Source organism: Brucella sp. NBRC 14130 (assembly GCF_040371715.1).
GTDB lineage: Bacteria > Pseudomonadota > Alphaproteobacteria > Rhizobiales > Rhizobiaceae > Brucella > Brucella intermedia.
In genome coordinates, this window is record NZ_BAABTE010000006.1 from 59,079 (window position 1) to 82,259 (window position 23,181).

The window sequence follows — 23,181 nt, forward strand, 5'->3', positions numbered from 1 at the left end:
GCGGAAACGGGAGAGCATTGGGAGGAAACAATGGCTGCTCCATATGATCTCAAGAACGACAAGGTCGTCGTCATCATCGGCTCGGGCGCAGGCGGCGGCACGCTCGGCAACGAACTGGCCCAGAAAGGCATCGACGTCGTCATTCTGGAAGCGGGAAAACGCCACGAATTCGAAGACTTCATCAATGACGAATGGGACAGTTTCGACCAGCTCGCCTGGCTCGACAAGCGCACCACATCGGGCAGCTGGCGCGTGTCGCACGATTTCCCGAACCTGCCCGCATGGATCGTCAAGGCCGTCGGCGGCACCACCACGCACTGGGCGGGCGCATCGCTGCGCTTTCAGGATTACGAGTTCCAGACGCTTACCCATTACGGCAAGGTCGAAGGGGCGAACCTGCTCGACTGGCCGATCACGCTCGCCGAACTGGAGCCCTATTACGTCAAGGCCGAGGACAAGATGGGCGTCACCCGCACCAACGGGATCGAGGGCCTGCCGGGCAACAATAACTTCAAGGTTCTGAAGGCGGGCGCCGACAAGCTCGGCTACAAGGAATGCCATACGGGCCGCATGGCGATCAACTCCGCGCTGCGCGACGACCGCATGGGCTGCCAGCAGACCGGCTTCTGCTTCCAGGGCTGCAAATGGGGCGCGAAATGGTCGACGCTCTATACGGAAATCCGGAAGGGCGAGGAAACCGGCAGGCTGGAAGTTCGCCCGGAATGCACGGCGCTCAAGATCGAGCACAATGCGGCAGGCAAGGTGACGGGCGTGCTCTATGCCGACAAGGACGGCAAGCAGCATTTCCAGAAAGCGCGCGTCGTCTGCGTGGCCGGCAATTCGATCGAAAGCCCCCGCCTCCTGCTGAACTCGGCCTCATCGAAATTCCCGGACGGCCTTGCCAATTCCTCGGGACAGGTGGGGCGCAACTATATGCGGCACACCACCGGCTCGGTCTATGCCTCATTCGAAAAGCCGGTGCACATGTATCGCGGCACGACCATGGCGGGCATCATCCGCGACGAGGCCGCGCATAATCCGAAACGCGGGTTCGTCGGCGGCTATGAGATGGAAACCATCTCGCTCGGCCTGCCCTTCATGGCGGCCTTCCTCAATCCGGGCGGCTGGGGACGCGGCTTCACCTCGGCGCTCGACGATTATGTCAACATGGCGGGCCTGTGGATCGTCGGCGAAGACATGCCGCAGGAGAAAAACCGCATCACGCTCAGCAAGGATGTGAAGGACGAACACGGCCTGCCGGTTCCCGATGTCTATTATGACGACCATCCGAACGACATTGCCATGCGCAACCATGCCTATGCGCAGGGCAAGGCGCTTTACGAGGCCGTCGGCGCGATCCGCACCTTCCCGACGCCGCCCTATCCGTCAACGCATAATCTGGGCACCAACCGGATGAGCGAAAAGCCGCAGGATGGCGTGGTGAACAAGCACGGTCAGACGCATGACATCAAGAACCTGTTCGTTTCCGACGGCAGCCAGTTCACCACCGGCGGGGCGGAAAATCCGACCCTGACCATCGTGGCGCTCGCCATCCGTCAGGCGGATTATATTGCCGAACAGATGAAGAAGCGGGCGATCTGATCCAATCGGATCGAAACGCGCTCTAAAGGATGGCCCGGAACTGTCGAACACAAGGCTACTTGCTCTCTGTCAGGGGCGCGGTGCGTTAACATCCTAGCCGCCAGCCATAAGTTGTCGCCGGATAAAGAGTTCGGCGACAACTCGTAAACGGCCCCGGTCGCGCTTCTTGCTTTCCGGAAACACTCAGTTCTTTTCTGGGATTTCAGCTTTGCCGTTGGTCAAGCGCCCATTGATGAAGTGAGCGACAGCGCCGAAAGCAGCCGTGCTCAGCAGCAACGTCGCCAGCAGATTATTGTGAAACATACCAGCAATAAAGGCCAGCAGGACGAGAAGTACCAGCCCGGCAAAACCATAATTCATCCCGCGCCGCGCATCGTTTATTTGATGATCGACGATCTTTTCTTCCATCCGCCGGTTATGGTCCTGCGCTTTTTCGGCCATGCTTATTATGCGTTCAGCCGAACCCGGTACAATATCTTCATATTCGCGAAGATGCTTCGGGTGGGCGATTGGACCTGAAAACTGCTCGTTGGACATGACGGAGACTATTCTGGTCAGAACAGCCTCTCGTTGTTGCTGTGGCAGAAGCGGACCGATCTGCCTAAAAATTTCTTCAGCGAGCGTCGTTATTTCAGGCGGCGCTTTTGTGGCCACGCCTTTTTGTTCTTGCTTTTCTGGTTTCGGATTCAATTAGAGAGCCCTGTTTTTCAGTGGCTCGCGAAAGAAACATCCCTGCATCCGCCCAAGCCTTGTAAACATTGACGCTATACTGGCGTGGACGCTCTATTCGTGTTTTTGCAAAGAAGGAGAAGGGCGCTCCAAAACCGGACGCGAACCCTTCTTTGAAGGATTTCGAGAACATCGGATTAGTCCCTTTGCGTTTCTTTATCATCACTACCAATTATGCCCCCGCCATCGGCAATTCAATTCTTCAAATGTGAAATTTATGCAATCTTTTCGTATCCCCCGCCTGTTCTACCCCAAAAGTGAGCCTAATTGATCCTGACAGAAACAGCAAGGATCAGAGGCCATCTTATAGTACCTGCCCGCCTGCGGGATAATTTTAAGGCAAGTCTGGAGAAAACCGCTGGCGCGACCAATTCGCGCCGTTTCTGTTTGATGCTTGGCAAAGACGGCCTGCATGGGATACGTAATCTCGGCTTGCATGGAGAAGCTTTGAGTTGAAGACGAGCATCGGCCAATATCGGATGTCTCTGGCGATACGCATCCTCAGCGTATTCGCCCTGATGTTCGTCGCCTTTGCGCACAAGCCCGTCGACCTCAATGCGCCAGACAGCTACCTGCTGGCCCAATACCAGTTGCCGGATGGCAGCTATCCGGTGCTCTGCATCGGCGATCATGGCTCCGATCCGGACCAGAAGGGCCATGACAAGCACTTCAGCAACAATGGTTGCGAAGCCTGCCGGATTTCCTCCGCCTTCCTGTGCCCCGCGCCAGCCGGTTCCACCGGCGCCGCCCCGCACATTGCCATGGCCGACGGCATCGTGCCGCCGCAGCCCATCCTGCGGCACAGCACCTACCCGCCATCGGCACCGCCGCAAGCGCCGCCTCTCGCCTGAATATGATCTTTTGAACGAATGCCCCGCATTCGGAATGAACGCGCCCGAACCCTGTTTCGGCGTGCCTACCAATGATTATTCAGGTTTGAAACAATGAAGAACCATCGTCTTTTCGCCTCCGCAATCTCGCTTGCCGCGCTGTGCGCTTCCGCAGGTCTGGCACAGGCCCATTCCTCGCTCGACCAGGGCGAAGCCAAGGCGGGCAGCTTCTACAAGGCGACCTTCCGCGTGCCGCATGGCTGCGACGGCATGGCCACGACCGAAGTGAAGATCGAGCTTCCCGAGGGCTTCGTTTCCGCCCAGCCGCAGGCCAAGGCCGGCTGGAAGATCGAGACCGCCAAGGGCGACTATGCCCGGAGCTACAAGGTGCACGGCAAGGACGTGACCTCCGGCGTTCGCGAAGTGCGTTTCACCGATGGCAGCCTGCCAGGCGATTTCTATGACGAATTCACCGTCGTCGGCCAGCTCGCCAAGTTCGACAAGGACACCACCCTCTCCTTCCCCGTGACGCAGCTTTGCGGAAGCGCCGCATCGGTTGCCTGGACGGAAATTCCCAAGGAAGGCCAGAACCCGCACGATCTCGAACATCCCGCGCCGCAGCTTCTGGTGAAGGTCGCCGGCGCCGATGACGGACACGGCGAACATGGCGGCGGTCACGGCGATCATGGCCAGATGGGCAAGATGGACCATGCCTCCATGCAGGCGGCGGCCCCGACCAGGATCGGCGAACTGGAAATCACGGCTCCCTCGGTGCGGGCCATGGTTCCCGGCGCCAAGGTTGCTGGCGGTTTTCTCACCATCGCCAATGACGGCAAGGAGGCCGACAAGCTGGTTTCGGTGACCACCAAAGACGTCAAGCGCGTCGAAATCCACGAAATGTCGATGCAGAACGACGTGATGAAGATGCGCCAGCTTGAAGGCGGCCTGGAGATTCCGGCAGGCGGAAAGGTCGAGCTGAAATCCGGCGGTTACCACCTCATGTTCATCCAGCCGGAGAAGCCCTACAAGGAAGGCGAGACCGTTTCCGTCACGCTGGAATTCGAAAAGGCCGGCAAGGTGACGATCGACTTCCCCGTCACCGCGAAAAGCGGCCAGAAGGACGAAGACCATTCGGGTCACTAGAGCATGGTTCGACCCGAGTGCACCCGGCCGGCGCGTCTCCAGAGCGTAATCCGGCCGGAGTGAAACGAGGATCGATCAAGATCATGCTTGAAGAAGTCAGAGCGCCGGTCTGATCCATACAGGTCGAAAAGCTCTGATGCGCATCCCGACACCGTTTCAAGGTTCGGGATGCCCCCGGCACTGCGGTCGCATATTCGTCAGGCCGTGGCGGAAGAGTGATTTTCGCGTACCGCGCGGAGCGTATTTCCGGACATGATCCCGAAAGGCCGCAGGCTTTTCGCAAATGATCATGCGGCGGAGAAAGCGACGCGAGCAGGATGCGCAGACCGATTGCTCTTTGCAGCCCGGCGTCCCGGAGAATGCGACTGTGGTGAGCAAAGGGGCGGATGATCCGCGTCGTCTCTCCCTCGCGCATTATGCGCCCGTTTGCCGCAACCGCTGAACCCCCGCAGCGGTTGCGTTCCTTCCTGAATGCTGTAAACATGACTATTAGAGTCTAGAATAATTCCAAACAATTGAAATCCAACAAGATTTTAAACTTGAGTAATTGACTCCAGATGAATTTTCAGGCTTTTATGCATGGTGCAAATTCACAACCTTTGATGTCTGGGCCTTGAACCCTTTCGATTGGAGGACCCTATGATTGGTCTCGGCGAATGCCGGTCCGCAAATGTCGACGGACTGCCCTGGCAGCTTCGTCTCCTGCCGACCGGATATTGCAATGTGCGAGGGGAAACGGAACGTTTCCGGGCGGGCGGGCATGGCTCCGCATCCGCAGCCTCGTGTTCGTTCCGCTCCTTCTTCGGGAGGCGGACATGAATATGCGCATATCCCAACTGAACGGTGCCAACACCGCAGGCTATTTCGACCGCCTGCCGGAAAAGCTGGTGCTGGAAGGCTATCGCCGCTGGACCGCGGGTTTCGAGACGGGCTCGATCATCCCGTGGGAAATGACCTGGGGCCTCTATTCGGAAGTGCTTGGGGCCTCCGAGGCCAGGCGCGCGGTGGGCGAACTGTCGCATTTCATCCGCGTTCTGCGTCATTGCGCCAGCTGTCCGTTGCGGGCCTTCCCCTTCGATTCGCACCATGTCTGCCGCGAGGAATGCCTGACGCTGGGGCTGATTTCCGGCATCCAGAACCAGGACGCGCTGTTGCTCGATACCTGCCTTGAAGCCATTGCCTGTCATCGCCGCTGCGACGATGTGGCAGGGGCTGCGCGCAATTTTGCCGACACGCTGGCTGATTTCGGCCAGACTTTGTTGCCAATACCGATCCATGCCATCGACAGCGCCTTGAATTTTACGCCGCGCGCGACTTTTCACTAAACGGCCCCTGACGGGCTCCCGACTGAAAAGTCCCAGCGTCTGCGAATGAACGTGATTCGATATTTTAAGCCGCCGTCCATCGGCGCAAGGAGATAGAAATGCAGGCCAGAACCGAACGACGCCTCGGCATTGCCGCCGCCCTCGTCCTGACCGCAGGAGCGTTTGTCATGCCGGGCGTATCCACCCAGGTCGTGCAGAACCAGGTCGCGCCGCAGAGCCATATCCATATGGCTTCGGCGGAAAATCTGCGCGCCGAACTGCGCCATTTCGTCAAGCTTGGCGAAGCCCTGCCGAAGTCGGTGCGCTTCGAATAAGCTTTTCAAACTGAAATGAAAAAGGCCGCGCCTGATCTGGCGCGGCCTTTTTGTTTAACCCGAAACGGTCGGTTTCACTCCAGCGACATCCGGCCCTGGAGCATTTTCAGCAAAAGTGTGAAACGTCTGTGCAGGGAAATCAGTTCACTGGACTGATTTCTTATCCCGCTTCGAGGCGTTGGATAATGCGATAAAACAAATAGTTAGAGCGGTTCCGGCGATTCCGTTAGAACAGGAACCGCTCTAGCCGACGATGATCGGCGCCTTGCCCTGCACGCGATTATAGAGATCGATGATGTCCTGATTCATCAGGCGGATACAGCCCGAGGACATGGACTGGCCGATCGACCACCATTCCGGCGAACCGTGGATGCGATAGCCGGTGTCGCGGCCGTTCTGATAGATATAGAGCGCGCGGGCGCCGAGCGGGTTTTGCGGGCCGGGTTCCTGTCCGTTGCGGTACTTTTCCAGTTCCGGCTTGCGCTGGATCATTTCCGGCGGCGGCGTCCAGCGCGGCCATTGCTTCTTGTACTGGACATTGGCGGTGCCCTGCCACTCGAAACCGGCCTTGCCGATGCCGACGCCATAGCGCAGCGCCTCGCCGCCCGGCAGGACGTAGTAGAGATAGTGGTCCTTGAGGCTGACCACGATGGTGCCCGGCGCCTGCCCGGTCGGGTCCGGCACGATCTGGCGGCGGAACTGCTTCGGCACCTTGTCATAAGGAATGGCCGGGAGATCATAGGGGCCTTCCTTCACCGACGCATACATGACGTCCGGCGTGGTGATGGCCCTGTCGACGCTGATCTGCGGGCGCATCGGCGTGATCCCGCCCGTCGACATCGGATCGACATTCATCTGGAAGGCCGACATATCCATCGTCTGCGAACAGCCGGCAGCACCGGTGAGGAGGATGGCTCCGGTGCCGAAAAGGAAATGGCGGCGGCTTAGATCATCACGCGACTTCGACATGCAACTGACCCTGAAACAAGGGATGAAACGACGGTTGAAAAACAGCCGCAACGCGACCGCCATACTGAACAGCAATTTGCGTTCTTATGGTTGAAGAACGGTTAAACAACTCGCGCAAACGTGTCTGAAAATTGCAGTTTAAAGCTTAAATTGCAGCGATCACCGCCATTCAATCGATTTAAACATCAAGGCAAATACGGCGAAGGCGTGTCTGAAATGGTTTTTTGATGGCGAAATTATGGCTTTTTCGCCTTTTCGCTATTTACAGTTGTGTCCGGATGGCAAAAGGCCGGGTCGCAAAACCCGGCCCCATGTGACCATTGTCTGCGGCGATCAATAATCTTTTTCGTAGAAGATGCCGCCGCTGGAATCGCCTTCCGCACCCAGTGCGCCCTTGGCCTTGAGGTTGCGGGTGATGTCGAGATTGATCGTGCCCTTGGTCGAGCCGCCCGAGCCTGCTTCGACGCCGAGATAGATGTTGTCGCGGATATAACGTCCGGCGCGAACCGCCGTCTGGCCCTTCTCATCCGTCACCACGTCGAGATCGTCGAGACCTGTCCCGGCGCGCAGCTTGTTCATCAGCGAGTTGTTGGAACCGCCCGCAAGTTCGGCTGCGGCAGCGGCAAGCTGTGCGATCTGGAACGCCGACAATTCGCCGATGGAGCGCTTGAAGATCAGCTGCGCCAGCACTTCGTCCTGCGGCAGTTCCGGCGTGGAAGAGAACTTGATGTCGAGATTGTCGACAGTACCCGTCACCGTCACGATTGCCGTGATTTCATTGCCTTCCGAGCGGGCCACGAAGTTGAGCTGCGGATTGAGATCGCCCACCAGCGTGACATGGCCTTCGTCGAAGGTGATGCGCTGGCCGAGAATGCCGATGCGCCCACGGATCATGTCGAAGGAGCCGACCGGCTTGATATCGGTCACCGGCCCGGTCAGGCGAAGGCGTCCGCCCAGTTCCGTATCGAGACCGCGACCGCGCACGAAAATCTGGTTCGGCGCATTGATGAGAACGTCGAGGCGCGGCACGGTCGGGCGCGCTGTCGGGGTCGGCACCCGGCTGCGGCGCGTTTCGACCCGGGCGCGGTCGAGCGTCACCTGAACATTCTTCGGCGTGTTCTTGTGGCGGACCGGGACATAGGCCGCGCCGCCGCCGAGATTTTCCGGCACCGAGATTTCAGCCCTGTCGACGTCGATACGGCCTGAAATCAGCGGATCGCGCATCAGCGGCCCATTGATCGTAATCCCGCCATTGACGGTCGCCACGACCAGCTTGCCGTCGGCATAGCGGGCGCGATCGAGCTTGATCTCGATATTGGCCGGGAAGTTTGCTTCGGCATTGGTCGAGATCGTGCCGCTTGCGGAAACCGATCCGCCGCTGCCGAGCGCGGCATTGACCTGGCGCAGCGTGATGGTTTCGCCATCCATGCTGCCCATGACATTGATATTGTTGAGGCGGACATTGGTATCGGGATCGATGAACGTCGCGCCATTGGTGGAGAACATACCGCGCAATTGCGGACGGTTGAAGCCGCCCGAAACGCTGGCCGTCAGCGTCAGCGTCCCGTTTGCCTGTGCGCCGCGATCCGCGAGGAAGCGATTGGCAAGCGCCAGCGGAACGCTGCCATTGACATTGACGCCGAGCCCCTGCCCCGAGAACGGCACCTTGCCGCTGGCGGTGACATTGAGGCCGCGCGGACCGTCGACGGTGACCGACGAAAAGTCGATGGCCATGGCCGCATAGCTGCCCGCAGCCTGCAAGGTGAGCGGCGCAAGTCCGTTTTCGCGCAGCGGCCGGGCCGCAAGGCCGGTGCCGCGCAGGTTGAAGGTCGCGGCAGGGTTGGTGAGCGGGCCGGTGACCCGCGCCGTGCCGGTGACATTGCCCGCGAGATCCTGTCCCTTGACCGCACCGTTCAGCGCCGTCAGCGGAAGATTGGCGAGATTGACGTCGAGAGCGAGATCACCTTTTCCAAGCGGCACGCCGCCATTGGCGCGCACATCGATGCCGCCGCCTCCGGTGACATGCGCATCGACATTGAGCCGGTTATTGGCCGAGGTGCCCTTGGCGTCGGCATTGAGAGCAGCGATGCCCTGCTTTTTGAGTTCGGCTGCCGTCACGCCGCGTGCCGCCATGTCGAAGGCGACATTGGGCGCTTCCTTGGTACCGGTGATGCGGGCCGTGCCGTTGACCGTGCCGCCAAGCCCCAGTTCCGGCTTGAACGTATTGGCGAGCGCCAGCGGCAGATTGGAAAGCGCCACCGAAAGATCGAGACGGCCATCGACGACGCCGTTGACCTTGACCTGACCGGCGCTGGCATCCGCGCCCGTATTGATGACGATATCTCCGAAGGAGATTTCCTCGCCCTTCATGGAAATAGTGGCGGGCGCGGCCAGATTGGCGCTGAGCGTGCCCTGCTTCACATTGGCCGAGGCGAGCCCCAGTTCAAAACCGCCATCCTTCGGCTCAAGCGAACCGGCGGCGCTGGCAACCGTGCCGATCTTCAGTCTGGTATTGGCAGTGAAATCGGTTTTCGACCCGGTCGCATTGGCCTTGGCGTCAAAGCTGTCGATGCCGAAGGTGCCGACCATGATGTCGCGCGCCGCAGCATTGCCATCGACCACCGGTACACCGAACAGGTCCCGCGCCGTCAACGCAATATCAGCCGAGGTGATACGGTTGCCATTGACCTTGATGTCCTTGGCGTTTGCGGTGACGGATGCATTCTGGCGACCGTCACTGGCGTCCAGCGTAATGTCGGCATTGGCGGCGCCGGTCGCTTCGGCAAGCGCCAGGGCTGCGGCGGTGGAAATATCCGGGGCGTCGAGCTTCAGCGCGCCCGTCAGGAGACCTTTCGCGTTCTGGGTCACATTGCCGGAAAGATGCGCGCCGCCCGCGTTGAAGACGAGATCGGTCAGGCGCTTTTCGTCATTGACGATATCGATCAGCGTTCCCAGATCGACGCGCTGGCCGTTGAGGAAGGCGCTGCCCGCAAGCTTGCCGGACAAGGCGGCACCCGTCGTGGCGTTGCCGTCGAGCATGGCGTTGAAATCGAGGCCGCCTTCGGAAAGCTTGCGTCCGGCCAGAGTGCCTTGCGGCGCGTCGGCGCGCAATGCGAGCGCGATCAGCTTGTCGTCGCCGCGCGCGCTGCCCTTGACCGTCATCCGGCCCGATGCCTGATCGGAAAGAAGCTTGAGATCGGACAGCATGACGCCGAAATCGAAATTGGCCTTGTCGGAGGCAAAGGAGCCGTTGGCGGTAATTTCGCTCAACTCGTTGCCGATGCGGAAATCGCGCGCCGAAAAGCCTTCCGCGCTGCGGCCAAGAGCCCCGCCCAGCGTAACCGCGCCATCGAGAATGCGGTCGACGGCTTGCGTGCCGGTGCGCATGTTCTGCGCCGTGCCGTTGAGGTCGAGTTGGAAAGCGCCGCTGATCGGACGGACGATGCCCCTGGCGTTGACATCGATGCTGCCCGCAAGGTCACGATCGGCCAGAGCGCCGAAAGGCGCGAGGCTTGCCACCTTGGCGGCGATATCGCCATTGAAGGCGAAGTCGTCGATATTGCCCTTGAGATCAAGGCTGAGACCGTTGCCGGAGATGTTGGCCTGCGCCAGATCGACCGGGGAACCGGCGCGCCATGCGCCGTCGACGGCGAGCGCGATCCGGTTGCCGAGCGCCTCGGCAATTTCGGCGCGTTCCGCCGAAATGCCGTCCACCCCGCCATTGACCTTGAAGGTGATGTGGCGATTGGTGGCGTCATTCAGGTTTTCGGCAACACCGCCCATGTCGAGCGCGATGCTTTCAGCAGAAATCGTGGCGTTCCTGAGACCGGCAATGGCAAGCGTTCCCGTCCAGTCATTGGTCGGGCGATCCCCAAAGGCGACCTGGAATTTCGCATTGTCGATATAGGTTTCAGCGCCCTTGACCGGCAGGAGAACGCGGCCCTTGCCTTCATCGGCAATGGAAGCATCGATGTGCAGCTTGTTCAGGAAGCGGTCATTGCCGGTTTCGGCGGAAGCCTTCAGCTTCAGGGCCGCGCTGTTCAGCGCCAGATCGTCGAGACGGAAACCGCCTGCATCCTTGAGGAAGCCATCGGCGGAGAGCACCGTTTCGGCACCGAAGAAATCGCGGAATACCGGCGGCACCAGAACCGCGATCGGACCGTTGAAACGGGCGGAGAAAACCCGGCCGCCATCGGGCGCCTGACCTTGCCGGACGAGCGTGAACTGGCCCGTCAGCGTGCGGCTGCCATTGGTATCGAGCGCCAGATCGACCTTCAACCCGTCGAGCGGACCGGCGCCCGTCAAGGTGAGATCGACCGGGGGACGGCCATCGATGTTCAGCAGATTGGCGACGATGCCATTGGCCGGTTCCGAGACTTTCAGGTCGAGATCGACCTTCTGGTCGGCATTGGCATAGGCGGCGCGAAGAGCGAAAGTGCCGCCCGGGCCGTCGAGGCGCTTGATATCGAAACTGGAATCCAGCGAGCCATCGGCAAGCGACAGGCGGCCATTGGCCGAGACTTCCGATTCGAGACCGAAAATGTCGGGCCCGAAATGCAGGCGCGCAATGGCGAGCTGGTCGAGATTGATCGAGATCGGCAGTTCCGGCAGGCTGAAGCTGGAGGATTCCGGCGACGGCAGGCTGTTGTCCGGCAATGGCTTGCGGATGACGTCGATGCGTTCGGCGGCAAGCGACTGGATGCTGAGACGCCCGACCAGAAGCGCGGTGCGGCTCCAGTTCAGCTTGGCGTTCTCGATGCGCAGCCACACGCCTTCGCGGTCGGCGATGGTGATCGAGCCGACGGTGGCTTCCGAAGACAGAACGCCGCTGATGCCGGAAATGGAAATGCGGCGGTTGGGCGCGGAAAGCTGGCTTTCCACGAAGGACAGGAAATAGGATTTCTCTTCTTCTGCTGGTGCTTCTGCCTGTTCCTGTCCAGAACCCTGATCTTGAGCCTGAGCGGGAACCTGAGCTTGAGCCTGCGACTGCTTCTGCTGTTCCGGCCAGCCGAAGATGACTGCCGTGACGGCGAAGGCGATGAAGGCGATGATTGCGAGAAATCTGGTCAAAACGCCTGTCCTATACCTACGTACAAGCCATAGCTCGGATCGCCCGAGCGGCGGTTGAGCGGAACGGCGACATCAAGGCGGATCGGCCCGAGGCCGGTCAGGTAGCGCAGACCGCCACCGACGCCGACACGCATCTGTTCCGAGAAATCGGGGAACGACTTTTCGCCGACATAGCCGGCATCGACGAATGCCACCGCCCCGATCGAATCGGTGATGCGGGCGCGCACTTCGCCATTGGCCTCGACGAGTGAACGCCCGCCGACGATCTCGCCATTGCCTGCGCTGACGCCGATATTGCGATAGCCGTAACCGCGCACCGAGCCGCCGCCGCCCGCCAGGAAGAGCTGGCTTGGCGGCAGGTCCGCAGCGGATGCGCCGACTATCGAACCGACCTTCAGGCGACCCGCCAGAATCACCCGGTCCTTCGCGCCGAAACCGTAATAGGTGCGGCCTTCGGCGGTGAAGCGGGTGGCGAAATTGCCATACTGGAATTCATAGAAAGGCTGGATATTGCCTTCCAGATAGAAGCCCGAACTCGGGTCCGGCTTGTTGTTGCGGCTGTCATAGAGGAGATTGCCCTCCAGACCCGCCGTCGTGAAGGTGCGGTCGCCATACACATCGTCGTTGAAGCGGCCATGGCTCGCCTTGGCATAGAGCGCGCCCGACAGTTCATCGCTGAATATCTGCGTGAAACCGGTCTTCGCATTGACCGAGGTTTCGGTATAGGCGTCCAGCACTTCGCGCTTGGCGTCGAGCGATGCGACGAAATCCGTGTCCGGCGTATAGACGCCCGGTTTGGTAAAAGTTGTCCCCAGAAGATAGGTGAAGTTCTTCGGGTCGAAGGAATTGTCCTGCGTGCCGCCAATGCCGCTGACCTTGGCGTCGAAGCGCAGGCGCTCGCCGCGCCCGAACAGGTTGCGGTGCATCCAGTATCCGGTGAGGCCGAAGCCGTCGATGGTCGAATATTCGGCACCGAAGCCGAAGCGGCGCGGCTTGCGCTCCTGCACGTTGAGCGTCATCGGCAGGCTGCCGTCCGGCTCGATCTTTTCGGCTTCCTCGAAGCTCATGGCGCGGAAGACTTCCATGCGGCCGAGACGCTTTTTGGCTTTCTCGATATCGTCGGGATCGTATTCCTGGCCTTCTTTCAGCCCCGTCATCCAGGCGACGAATTGCGGGTCCATGCGCGCCGTTCCGACAACGCTGACCGGCCCGTAATGCGCCTTCTGGCCCGGATCGAGCGAAATATCGGCGGAAACCCGGTTGTCAGCATGATCGGCCACGATGTCCTGATCGGTAACCCGCGCCTTGGCGTAGCCCTGCTGGCGCCATGCCTCGACGGCGAGACGCTCGGCCCGGATGACCGTGCCCGAACGGGCCACCTGTCCCGGTGCAAAACCGGCCTCTTCGGGCGATTGCACGTGATCGCGCTTGTCGACCGGCGGCGGCGCTATGTTGGAGATCGCGGTGCGCGCGAACAGGAATTGCGGGCCGGGATCGACGGTGATCGCGATCTTCGGATCGTTTGGAATATCCGCATCGGGCGGAATTTCGTTCGCCTCGCGGCCATCGACAAGGATGGAAATGGTGCCGCCATAGCGGCCCTCGCCATAGAGCGCGGCCAGGATGCGGCGATAGTCGCCGCGCGCCTTGGCGAGCAGTCCGGCGGAACCCGAAGCGGGTCGCTCCGCATCCGCGACGAGGCCCGACGCGCCTTCGATGATGGATTTCAGATCGGCTTCAGTGCCGTCCGCATTCTTGCGGTCGCCCGTGGTCGTGACCTCGACCGTATAGGTCTTCGGGTCGATGATATCCGGGTCTTCCTTCTTGTCCTCGCCCCACAGGCGGATTCCGAACAGCTCGAATGCCAGCGCAGGCGACACCGTGAGCGAGGAAAAATGCGCCGCCAGCAAAAGCATGGCGATGCTCTTTCCCTGTATCGTCCTGTTACTCCAAGTCATACGCGTTACTGTCCGGTTCCTGTCTATGCGGTCGCCTGGCAGCGTCCCGTTCACACCCCCAGCCCAGGACGTTTCAGGGATTACCATGGGGAGAACAGAACTCCAAGCGACAACGCTAGATATGGACCATTTCAGTCAACGGAGTATTAACGTTACCACACCCCTGCAACCGCTCGCGCAGGTTGAGCGGACAGCGCCGCGCATTCGCCGGTGATTATCGAAAATTCCCAAAAAGCGCGGCCCGCCGGCGGGGTGTCGGCGGGCCGCCCATCAGGTCACGGGAGGAGGGAGGAGGATGACCTGACAGAGCCGATTCGATTAGGGGTTGCGATCAGCGGCCAGCATGCATCGGGCGCACATTGCCGAAATGACCGCCGCCGAATCCGCCGAAGCCGTGATTGAATGCGGGCCTGTTGAAACCGGGGCGATTGAAGCCGCCGGCGTTGAAGCGCGGCCTTACCGGACCCGGGCCCCAGTAATGGCCAGCCTGCCGGGTCCGCCATGCGGGGCCGACGCCCCAGCGCGGATCCCAGCGATTATGCCCGCCGCGCCAGGACTGGCAGTTACGGCCAATGCAGCCATTGTAGTAGTTCGGGCCGCCGCGCCAGCCTCGTCCCCAATAGCCGGGGCCCCAATAGCCGCCGGTGGCCCAGCCGACACCGAGGCCAGCGCCGAAGCCCGGCGCCCAGCTGTCATAATAGCCATTATCGACGACCACGGTCGTCGTGGACGGCGCGGCATAGGCCTGGCCTCCATAGGAACCGAAGCGGATATAACGCGCCGACACCCAGCCGGTGCCGTTACCGTTATAAACCTGGCACCAGCCGTTGCGGCAGGAACCGGCATTGACGGCGGCACCGGCGGGAAGCGCCGCCAGCCGGGCATAGTTGGCGCCCGGCCCGGAGCGTATATTGACCGCCGCCGAGACATAGGCCGTCGCCGCGAAAGCAACGGCGGGTGTGATCAGAACAACAGCCGCAACGGCGGCGCCGATAACATGATTTTTATTAAGCACTCTCTTAAATAATGACATCGCATATACTCCAGATTTGCGAGTACGCAGAGACGCAATAAAGTATCAAACAAAATCGATACTAGGCCAATATTGGCACAAATGCAAATATCCGACTCAATAATGGTAAATCAATGCCGTATATTATACTTTTCTACACTTGGATAATTCAGCCATAGACTTTGATTTACCGACAACATAGACAATTTTACATAAATTTTACATAAATTTTACTTTAGTTTTAACCATGCGGCCTTGGCTGTCGATCGCGCAAAAGAAAGGCGCCCCGGAATGAACCGGGGCGCCACGCGGCTTTGGGGGGAGAGAGGGAGGATAAAGCCGCGATCACGGGCCGTCAGGCCAGTTGTTTCGCGAGGTTCGCAGAAGCATTCCCCGCAAGCATTGCCATGCAGGGAATGCCCTTGGCGAAGCTTATGGCAGGTTGCGCACGTCTTCCGGCGACATGTACATCGGCATCATATTGGTATCGAGGTGGTGCATGACCCAGATGGAGCCAGCAAGCACGATGGCCAGAATGATGACCGTGAAGATGAGCGCCAGAATGTTCCAGCCGCCTTCCGACTTCGGATCGAGGTGCAGGAAATAAACCAGATGCACCAGGATCTGCACGACGGCGAGACCGAGCACGATGGCGGCGGTGGTCGCGGGCGTGAAGTAGCCGTTCATGGCCAGCATGAAGGGAACGACGGTGAGGACGACCGCCAGCACGAAGCCGATCAGATAGGACTTCAGGCTGCCGTGAGCGGCGTGGTCATGTGTTTCGTGTGCAGAGCTCATCACAGTACACCCAGCAGGTAGACAAGGGTAAAGACGCCGATCCAGATGATGTCCAGGAAGTGCCAGAAGAGGCTGAGGCACATCACGCGCGTCTGGTTCTTTTCGGTCAGGCCGTCACGCAGGAGCTGGGCGGAAAGCACCAGAATCCAGATCAGGCCGGAGGTGATGTGAAGACCGTGGGTTCCCACCAGCGCGAAGAAGGCGGACAGGAAGGCGCTGCGGCCCGGACCTGCACCTTCATGGATCAGGTGATTGAACTCATAGACTTCCATCGCGAGGAAGGCTGCGCCCAGCAGGAAGGTGATGCCCAGCCAGAACAGAAGGCCGGCACGGTTCTTCTTGAACATCGAAAGCGTTGCCAGACCATAGGTCAGCGACGACACCAGCAGGAGCATGGTTTCGATCAGGACGAAGTTCAGGTCGAACAATTCACGGCCGGTCGGACCGCCCGCGAACTGGTGCGCCAGAACGGCGTAGGTTGCAAAGAGCCCCGAGAACAGGACGCAGTCGCTCATCAGGTAGATCCAGAAGCCGACCAGCGTGGTCGACCCTGCATCATGATGATCCTCGTGGGCGGGGTGCTCGTTTCCGCCCAGGAACGGAGCGGCGGTTGAAATGCTTGCGCTCATCGGAATCAGGCCTCCTGAGCAGTCAGTTGCCGGGTACGGAGGTCTTCGACTTCCTGCACCTCATCGGCCGAGACGTAGAAGTCTCTGTCATTATTGAAGGAGTGAGCGATGGCAACGGCCAGCACAGCGAGGGCGGAGGCGATCACCAGCCACCAGATGTGCCATACCAGGGCAAAGCCGAGCGGAATGTTCAGCATGCCGATGATGAAGCCGGTGCCGGTGTTCTTCGGCATGTGGATGCGCGCGAATTTTTCGGTGCGGCGCACATAGCCGTTCTGCTTCATGTCCCACCAGCCGTCATGATCGCGCACATGCGGAACTTCGGCGAAGTTGTAGAAGGCAGGCGGCGAAGCCAGCGACCATTCGAGCGTGCGGCCCGTACCCCAGCTGTCGCCATTGTTGTCGCGCAGCTTTTCGCGGTCGCGGATCGAAACAGCGATCTGCAGAACCTGGAACACGATGCCGCAAAGGATGATCGCAACGCCGATGGCGGCAACGATGAGATAGATGTGCCATGCCGGGTTTTCGGTATGGTTCAGACGACGGGTCATGCCCATCAGGCCGAGCACGTAGAGCGGCATGAAGGCGAGGATGAAGCCGACGAGCCAGCACCAGAAGGCGTTCTTGCCCAGACGTTCGTTCAGCTTGAAGCCGAAAGCCTTCGGCCACCAGTAGACGAGACCGGCAAAGCAGCCGAACAGAACGCCCGAAATGATCACATTGTGGAAGTGGGCGATCAGGAACACCGAGTTGTGCAGCACGAAGTCCGCCGGTGGAACCGCGAGCAGAACGCCCGTCATGCCGCCGACGACGAAGGTGCACATGAAGCCGATGGTCCACATGATCGGCGTTTCCATGCGCACGCGGCCCTTGTACATGGTGAAGAGCCAGTTGAAGACCTTCGCCCCTGTCGGGATGGAGATGATCATGGTCGCCACGCCGAAGAAGGCGTTGACGTTGGCGCCGCCGCCCATGGTGAAGAAGTGGTGGACCCAGACGAGGAACGACAGGATGGTGATGGCGACGGTGGCGTAAACCATCGACTTGTAGCCGAACAGGCGCTTGCCGGAGAAGGTGGCCACGATTTCCGAGAAGATGCCGAAGCACGGCAGGACCAGAATGTAGACTTCCGGGTGACCCCAGATCCAGATGAGGTTCACATACATCATCGGATTGCCACCGGCATCATTGGTGAAGAAGTGGAAATCCAGATAGCGGTCGAGCGACAGGAGCGCCAGCGTGACGGTGAGGATCGGGAAGGCCGCGACGATCAGCACGTTGGAGCAGAGCGCGGTCCAGGTGAAGACCGGAACCTGCATCATGCCCATGCCGGGCGCACGCATCTTGATGATGGTGGTGATGAGGTTGACGCCGGAAAGCAGCGTGCCCATGCCGGAAATCTGCAAGGCCCAGATATAATAATCCACCCCGACATCCGGACTGAACTCCTTGCCGGAAAGCGGCGGATAGGCCAGCCAGCCGGTCTTGGCGAATTCGCCGACGCCAAGCGAGATGTTGACGAGGATCGCACCGGCAACCGTGAGCCAGAAGCTGAGCGAGTTGAGGTAGGGGAAAGCCACGTCGCGCGCGCCGATCTGAAGCGGCACGGCGAAGTTCATCAGGCCGACGATGAAGGGCATCGCCACGAAGAAGATCATGATCACGCCATGGGCGGTGAAGACCTGATCGTAGTGGTGCGGCGGCAGGAAGCCTTCATTGGCCCCGGAAGCGAGCGCCTGCTGGGCGCGCATCATCACGGCATCCGAGAAGCCGCGGAACAGCATCACGAGTGCGAGGATGATATACATCACGCCAATGCGCTTGTGGTCGACCGACGTCAGCCAGTCGTTCCAGAGCGGCGCCCATTTGCGGTAGTAGGTTATGGCTGCCAGAATAGCGAGCGCCCCGCCAGCCACCGCGGCCAAAGTGACCATGATGATTGGCTCGTGAAAGGGTATCGCTTCGAGCGTAAGTTTTCCGAACATTTTTATCACGCTTCGATTGGAGCAATTCCGGGACGGCGCATGAAGGCCATCGTTCCGGAACCGCGTGAAACAAGGGATTGAATGCGGATGGCCGCGACCTCTTGCGAGGTCACGGGCCTATCGGCACATCAGTTTTCGAGCTGCGAGAGGCGCTGCGGCTGGACTGCACAGATGATGTCGCTCGCCCACTGGCTGAAATCGACGGGCGAAGACTTGCGCAGGTTGGCGCGTGCTTCGCGGATCATCTGTTGACGATGCATCTCATCGTCGAGGCAGACGGACTTGCCGTCCCAGCAGCGGTTCACGATGTTGTGGAACAGCGCCTGGTCACTATAGGTGAAGAACTGCGGCGGAACCTTCTCGCTCGGCTGGACCAGCGAGGCGTAACGGTCGCGGCTCAGCTCTTCGCCATTCGCCTTGGCCTTCACATCGGCCACCCACTTGTCGAAGTCGGCCTGGTTGTAGGCATGCGCCTTGAAGCGCATCTGGGCGAAGCCCTGACCGCTATAGTTGGCGGAGATACCGTCGAACTCACCTGCATGATTGGCAACCAGATGCAGCTTCGTCTGCATGCTTGGCATGGTGTAGACCTGACTGCCGAGCTGCGGGATGAAGAAGGAGTTCATGATGTTGCTGGAGGTCAGCTTGAAATTGACCGGCACATCGACCGGCATTGCCATTTCGTTGACGGTGGCGATGCCCTGGTCGGGATAGATGAAAAGCCATTTCCAGTCGAGCGCGACGACTTCGACATTGATCGGCTTCGCGTTCGATTCCAGCGGACGATACGGGTCGAGCTTGTGGGTGCTGATCCAGGTGACCGTACCCAGAACCACAATGATCGCCATCGGGATGAGCCAGACGGCAAGCTCGATCTTGGTCGAGTGGTGCCAGTCGGGCTGGTAGTCCGCCTTCTCGTTCGAGGCGCGATACTTCCAGGCGAAGTAGAGCGTCATGAAGATGACGGGAAGCACGACAAGCAGCATGATGCCGGTCGCAAAGAAGATAAGATCGCGTTCTGCCATGCCGACTTCCCCTTTCGGGGACAGAAGGACCTGGTTCTCGCAGCCGGCGAGAAACGCCGTGAGGGCCATGACGGCGAACGAAACGATCGTCCGGGGGGTGCCGTGTTTCATTTGTCTTTCCATCCTGCGCGCAGAGTGTCACCTCCGGTGCATGCGTCATTTCCTAGTTTTCGGTAAATTCTGAAATTTCCAAAAGTACCGTTATAACGAATAGTCGCGTTTGTCACGTGTCTGACGAAAATTGTGCTGGATCGTAATGTCGCGCCCAAAAGCGGCCTTTTGCCGGAACAATCCGGCCCGGTGCCGATGCGGCGCTGTCTTGGAGCGGCCAAGGGCCGCCAGCCATCAGGATGCGGCGCAGCGAATAGGCCCAAAGCGCGGGGTTTGCAAGATGAAAACCACCGTTTTTCGCACGAATGAACGGGATCGTGATGGGATTTTACCGAATCCCCCGTGAACCGAATGCCTCGTGTTTCTCACTGGATTCACGAAAATGCCCAATCGCCACGCGGGTTTAGAGCTTAATGCGACCGGAGTGAAACGAGGATCGATAAGATTATGCTCGAAACAGAATAACCTAGAGCGCCGATCTGATCCAATCAGGTCGAAACGCGCTCTAACGGGGCCTCCCAATGCATAATCCCGATCCTCCGGGTTTCACTCCGGTTGGATTATGTTTTATTGGAATTTCACGTGGGAAGCGGGGGAATTGGGGGTAGAGATGATATTTGCCGAAATGCCGCTCGATGAGGCCGAAGGCGCGATCCTCGGCTATGCGACGACTGCCGGTGCGCTCACCTTGCGCAAAGGCACGGTTCTCGATGCGCTCAACCTCGCCCTGCTGCGGGAGGCGGGCGTAGGCTCGGTGCTGGCCGCGCGTCTGGAACAGGGCGACATCGGCGAGGACGAGGCGGCACTTGCCATCGCGCGCCTAATTGCTTCCGCCGATGTGGAAACCGGCAACGCCACGACCGGGCGCGTCAACCTGCATGCCCGGAAGAACGGCATATTTTTGGCAGATGCAGACCGCATCGATGCCATCAACGCACATGATGCGCGCATTTCCATCGCGACGCTGCGCAACCATGTGCGGGTGGAAGCCGGTCAGATGATCGCCACTGTCAAGATCATTCCTTTTGCCGTGCCGGAGACGCTCCTGCGTGAGATAAGCCTCGATGCGCGGCCCGCGCTGCATGTCTGCGCCTTCAATGGTGCGCGGATCGGCCTGATCCAGTCGCGCCTTCCTTCCATACGCGAGACGGTTCTGGAGAAGACCCGCGAGCTGATGGAAAAGCGTGCGGTCCGCAATGGCGGGACGCTTGTTTGCGAAAAGCGCGTCGCGCACGATCAGGCGGCGCTGGCTGCGGCCATCACGGACGTGGGCAGGGCCTGCGACATCATCGTGATTTTCAGCGCTTCGGCGGTTGCCGACGAGGCGGATATCGTGCCGCAATCGATCCGCATGTCAGGCGGCGAAATCCTGCGCATCGGCATGCCGGTCGATCCCGGCAATCTGCTGGTTCTGGGCCGTCACGACGGAAAATATGTCGTCGCCGCGCCCGGATCGGCGCGCAGCGCCCGCGAAAACAGTCTCGACCGGGTACTGGATCGCCTGATGGCGGGGATTGCGCTTACCGCCGACGACCTGTCCTGCATGGGCGTGGGCGGGCTGGTGCTTTAGCCTTGTTCTTGTTCTGACAGAATCGTCAGAACCGTTTTCGCTATTGGCTTTACCGGGCGCAAAACCGCTTCGCGCTTTTGCTGGAATGCTTTTTGTATTCCGCATTTCCGGACGCAAAACCGCTTCGCGCTTTTGCTGGAAATGCTGGGCGCCGTCCGTGCCACGCCGCGTGGCTCGGCAAAACTCAGATCGCGTAGTCGAACACCAATATGCCTTCGATGCCGCCCTCGGCTGCTTCGACCAGGCTTTTGCCGACCTTCGCGTGCTCGGGATGCGGAAGATAGGCATCACGCGCCGCGCCATCCGCGAAATCCACGACGAAGCCGTGGCGAAATCCCTTTTCGAGATTTTCAGGACTGTTGTTTTCGCCAGCCGTGACCGACAGGATGCCGCCGATCTTGTCCTTGAGCGCGACGACCGACTGCAACCTCTCTTCGATCTGCGCGGCTTCGAGTTCGGGCCTGAATTTGATGAGGACGATATGGCGTATCATGAACCGCTTTCCTGACTGAAGAAGATCGCGCCGCCTCCGGAAATGGCGGCAGGCAATGTCTTTCATAAAGCATTTTCAGCAAAAATCCGAAGGCAGCTCCCGCTTGCAGGAGACATGCGCTCGACGCGAAAAAGGCCGGGCTGAACCCGACCTTCCGCTTTCACCTGAGTTGCGCCAGTACATCCGTGGTCACGATCCCAAGTGAATTCCCGATACGCATATGGATATAACCCGTCTGCGTTTCAGGAATATGACATTGCGGGCAGTGGCCAGATTGCTCCAAAACCGGTCCAACCCGGCCCTGCCCCGACAGTTTCGGCCCCAAACCGTGCCGGCAACTGCCGTATTCCCGTGCGAGCGCCGCATCGCGCCCAATTCCGTCGGCATCCATCCCGCTTCGCGGTCCGATGCCTGTCCCGCAGAACTTGCCGTCAGGCCGCCATCGGCGCTTCAGCCAGTTCGGGATGATTGTAGTTCCATACCTCGATCAGGCATTGCCGCATCAAATCGAGATCGACCGGACCGATCCGGCTCAATACGAGATCGAGTTCGTCGGGCTCAACGCCCCGGTTGAGTAACTCAACAATTGCCTCGATCAGAATTCTTTTATCGTCAAATCTGTAGCGCTGCATAAACCTGCTCCGCTAACTGCCCCATCCATGGTCGCAGATTAAACAGACATGGTTAACCGAAGCTTAAGCCACGAAAAACCGCCCGTTCAACCGACACCCCACACCGGCCTACGCTTGTTCCAACAAATTTCCCGCACGAAACTGCGGGACCCTAATTAAAAAATAACTTAAACATAAACATCAAACTCTTGCCTCCAAGGACAAGATTAGGTCAAATTTTTAGTATATTTTCCGCGAAAACCAAAAAGAAAATTTCTACGCGGTTTATTTTATTATATTCTTTCATTCGGATGAGGCCATTATGTCGTTCTTTCGCAGATATATCGATTGGTCCTTTACTTACGTCCGGCTGGCCGGGCTTGGGCTGCTCATCGGCGGAAGCGTCATGGGTGGTTATCTCTATACGCTGCAATATAAGGGCAATATCCACGCCATCGTCGTCGGGCAGGCCTATCGCTCCAACCAGCCCGACCCCGCGCGCATCGCGTCAATGCAGAAGCTTTACGGCATAAAGACGATCATCAATCTGCGCGGGGCCGAACCCGGATCGAAATGGTACGATGAGGAGATCGCCGCCGCGAAGACGCTCGGCATCAGCCACACCGATTTCGCAATGTCATCCAGCAAGCAACTCAATCCTGCACAGACCAGACAGTTGATCGCGCTGATGCAGAATGCGGAAAAGCCGGTGCTCATCCATTGCAAATCAGGCTCCGACCGCACGGGGCTTGCTGCCGCGCTCTATGTGGCGGCAATCGCCAAGGGCAGCGAGAGCAAGGCCGAACGGCAATTGTCCATCGCCTACGGGCATTTCGGTTTTCCGCTGAGCCCAACCTATGCGATGGAAAAGACATTCGAGGCTATCGAAGCCGAACTCGGTTATACCGGCTCCTGACCCTGCCGCTCCACAAACGCAAAACGCCGGGGCGAAACCCCGGCGTTTTCTGTTTATTTGAGCCGCGCATCTTATCCGAAAACCGTTTCAC

The 23,181-nt window shown here is 59.6% G+C and carries 18 protein-coding genes; 7 read left to right on the top strand and 11 right to left on the bottom strand.

What is annotated here, in order from left to right:
- Positions 1–30: 30 nt before the first annotated feature.
- Complete coding sequence (locus ABWW28_RS13820) at positions 31–1,602, top strand: GMC family oxidoreductase (RefSeq protein ID WP_353391180.1); 1,572 nt, start codon at positions 31–33, stop codon at positions 1,600–1,602.
- Positions 1,603–1,785: 183 nt separating this feature from the next.
- On the opposite strand, the gene ABWW28_RS13825 is transcribed toward ABWW28_RS13820, so the two are convergent.
- Positions 1,786–2,292 carry a DUF2335 domain-containing protein gene (locus ABWW28_RS13825; RefSeq protein ID WP_063619908.1) on the bottom strand — a complete coding sequence of 169 codons (507 nt, stop codon included), beginning with the start codon at positions 2,290–2,292 and terminating at the stop codon, positions 1,786–1,788.
- A gap of 491 nt (positions 2,293–2,783) precedes the next feature.
- Between ABWW28_RS13825 and ABWW28_RS13830 the strand changes: the two genes are divergently transcribed.
- The 4 genes from ABWW28_RS13830 (at position 2,784) to ABWW28_RS13845 (ending at position 5,943) form a co-directional block, all read left to right on the top strand.
- On the top strand, positions 2,784–3,182 hold the full coding sequence (locus tag ABWW28_RS13830; protein WP_021587702.1) for a hypothetical protein: 399 nt from the start codon (positions 2,784–2,786) through the stop codon (positions 3,180–3,182).
- Positions 3,183–3,275: 93 nt separating this feature from the next.
- Positions 3,276–4,304 (top strand): DUF1775 domain-containing protein, encoded by a 1,029-nt coding sequence (locus ABWW28_RS13835; RefSeq protein ID WP_063619907.1) that lies wholly within the window; start codon positions 3,276–3,278, stop codon positions 4,302–4,304.
- A gap of 815 nt (positions 4,305–5,119) precedes the next feature.
- Positions 5,120–5,629, top strand: a complete 510-nt coding sequence (locus ABWW28_RS13840; protein WP_025090696.1) for a hypothetical protein — start codon at positions 5,120–5,122, stop codon at positions 5,627–5,629.
- A 98-nt stretch (positions 5,630–5,727) separates the two neighbouring features.
- Entirely contained in the window at positions 5,728–5,943 is a 216-nt protein-coding gene (locus tag ABWW28_RS13845) for a hypothetical protein (protein ID WP_063619906.1), read from the top strand.
- A 243-nt stretch (positions 5,944–6,186) separates the two neighbouring features.
- Here the strand turns inward: ABWW28_RS13845 and ABWW28_RS13850 are convergent, their stop codons facing one another.
- The 8 genes from ABWW28_RS13850 to cyoA form a co-directional block, all read right to left on the bottom strand.
- Positions 6,187–6,912, bottom strand: a complete 726-nt coding sequence (locus tag ABWW28_RS13850) for a L,D-transpeptidase (RefSeq protein WP_006471206.1) — start codon at positions 6,910–6,912, stop codon at positions 6,187–6,189.
- A gap of 333 nt (positions 6,913–7,245) precedes the next feature.
- Entirely contained in the window at positions 7,246–11,982 is a 4,737-nt protein-coding gene (locus tag ABWW28_RS13855) for a translocation/assembly module TamB domain-containing protein (RefSeq protein ID WP_113341756.1), read from the bottom strand.
- Entirely contained in the window at positions 11,979–13,940 is a 1,962-nt protein-coding gene (locus ABWW28_RS13860; protein WP_425393938.1) for an autotransporter assembly complex protein TamA, read from the bottom strand. The genes ABWW28_RS13855 and ABWW28_RS13860 overlap by 4 nt, the downstream gene beginning before the upstream one ends.
- A gap of 331 nt (positions 13,941–14,271) precedes the next feature.
- Positions 14,272–14,973, bottom strand: coding sequence for an SH3 domain-containing protein (locus ABWW28_RS13865; protein WP_353391183.1), 702 nt, complete (start codon positions 14,971–14,973; stop codon positions 14,272–14,274).
- 411 nt (positions 14,974–15,384) lie between these two features.
- Entirely contained in the window at positions 15,385–15,750 is a 366-nt protein-coding gene (gene cyoD / locus ABWW28_RS13870) for a cytochrome o ubiquinol oxidase subunit IV (protein ID WP_006471211.1), read from the bottom strand.
- Positions 15,750–16,379, bottom strand: a complete 630-nt coding sequence (gene cyoC, locus ABWW28_RS13875; RefSeq protein ID WP_006465767.1) for a cytochrome o ubiquinol oxidase subunit III — start codon at positions 16,377–16,379, stop codon at positions 15,750–15,752. Before cyoC ends, cyoD begins: the two co-directional genes overlap by 1 nt.
- A 5-nt stretch (positions 16,380–16,384) precedes the next feature.
- Positions 16,385–18,364 carry a cytochrome o ubiquinol oxidase subunit I gene (gene cyoB / locus ABWW28_RS13880; RefSeq protein WP_006471212.1) on the bottom strand — a complete coding sequence of 660 codons (1,980 nt, stop codon included), beginning with the start codon at positions 18,362–18,364 and terminating at the stop codon, positions 16,385–16,387.
- Between the two features lie 128 nt (positions 18,365–18,492).
- On the bottom strand, positions 18,493–19,500 hold the full coding sequence (gene cyoA / locus ABWW28_RS13885; protein WP_006471213.1) for a ubiquinol oxidase subunit II: 1,008 nt from the start codon (positions 19,498–19,500) through the stop codon (positions 18,493–18,495).
- 610 nt (positions 19,501–20,110) lie between these two features.
- On the opposite strand from cyoA, the gene ABWW28_RS13890 reads away from it, so the two are divergent.
- Entirely contained in the window at positions 20,111–21,070 is a 960-nt protein-coding gene (locus ABWW28_RS13890) for a molybdopterin-binding protein (RefSeq protein ID WP_063619902.1), read from the top strand.
- A 184-nt stretch (positions 21,071–21,254) separates the two neighbouring features.
- On the opposite strand, the gene ABWW28_RS13895 is transcribed toward ABWW28_RS13890, so the two are convergent.
- Both ABWW28_RS13895 and ABWW28_RS13900 read right to left on the bottom strand, forming a co-directional pair.
- Positions 21,255–21,563 (bottom strand): Dabb family protein, encoded by a 309-nt coding sequence (locus ABWW28_RS13895; RefSeq protein ID WP_025090690.1) that lies wholly within the window; start codon positions 21,561–21,563, stop codon positions 21,255–21,257.
- Between the two features lie 431 nt (positions 21,564–21,994).
- The gene (locus ABWW28_RS13900; RefSeq protein WP_006465760.1) at positions 21,995–22,195 is read right to left on the bottom strand and encodes a hypothetical protein; all 201 of its coding nucleotides are present in this window, start codon (positions 22,193–22,195) and stop codon (positions 21,995–21,997) included.
- A 301-nt stretch (positions 22,196–22,496) separates the two neighbouring features.
- On the opposite strand from ABWW28_RS13900, the gene ABWW28_RS13905 reads away from it, so the two are divergent.
- Positions 22,497–23,090 carry a tyrosine-protein phosphatase gene (locus ABWW28_RS13905; RefSeq protein WP_006471215.1) on the top strand — a complete coding sequence of 198 codons (594 nt, stop codon included), beginning with the start codon at positions 22,497–22,499 and terminating at the stop codon, positions 23,088–23,090.
- The last annotated feature ends 91 nt before the right edge of the window (positions 23,091–23,181 follow it).

Bases quoted from the DNA above. Each gene is read 5' to 3' on its own strand.
- ABWW28_RS13820 (WP_353391180.1), top strand. From the start codon at position 31: ATGGCTGCTCCATATGATCTCAAGAACGACAAGGTCGTCGTCATCATC.
- ABWW28_RS13835 (WP_063619907.1), top strand. From the start codon at position 3,276: ATGAAGAACCATCGTCTTTTCGCCTCCGCAATCTCGCTTGCCGCGCTG.
- ABWW28_RS13840 (WP_025090696.1), top strand. From the start codon at position 5,120: ATGAATATGCGCATATCCCAACTGAACGGTGCCAACACCGCAGGCTAT.
- ABWW28_RS13845 (WP_063619906.1), top strand. From the start codon at position 5,728: ATGCAGGCCAGAACCGAACGACGCCTCGGCATTGCCGCCGCCCTCGTC.
- ABWW28_RS13850 (WP_006471206.1), bottom strand. From the start codon at position 6,912: ATGTCGAAGTCGCGTGATGATCTAAGCCGCCGCCATTTCCTTTTCGGC.
- ABWW28_RS13860 (WP_425393938.1), bottom strand. From the start codon at position 13,940: ATGACTTGGAGTAACAGGACGATACAGGGAAAGAGCATCGCCATGCTT.
- ABWW28_RS13865 (WP_353391183.1), bottom strand. From the start codon at position 14,973: ATGTCATTATTTAAGAGAGTGCTTAATAAAAATCATGTTATCGGCGCC.
- cyoD (WP_006471211.1), bottom strand. From the start codon at position 15,750: ATGAGCTCTGCACACGAAACACATGACCACGCCGCTCACGGCAGCCTG.
- cyoC (WP_006465767.1), bottom strand. From the start codon at position 16,379: ATGAGCGCAAGCATTTCAACCGCCGCTCCGTTCCTGGGCGGAAACGAG.
- cyoB (WP_006471212.1), bottom strand. From the start codon at position 18,364: ATGTTCGGAAAACTTACGCTCGAAGCGATACCCTTTCACGAGCCAATC.
- cyoA (WP_006471213.1), bottom strand. From the start codon at position 19,500: ATGAAACACGGCACCCCCCGGACGATCGTTTCGTTCGCCGTCATGGCC.
- ABWW28_RS13890 (WP_063619902.1), top strand. From the start codon at position 20,111: ATGATATTTGCCGAAATGCCGCTCGATGAGGCCGAAGGCGCGATCCTC.
- ABWW28_RS13895 (WP_025090690.1), bottom strand. From the start codon at position 21,563: ATGATACGCCATATCGTCCTCATCAAATTCAGGCCCGAACTCGAAGCC.
- ABWW28_RS13900 (WP_006465760.1), bottom strand. From the start codon at position 22,195: ATGCAGCGCTACAGATTTGACGATAAAAGAATTCTGATCGAGGCAATT.
- ABWW28_RS13905 (WP_006471215.1), top strand. From the start codon at position 22,497: ATGTCGTTCTTTCGCAGATATATCGATTGGTCCTTTACTTACGTCCGG.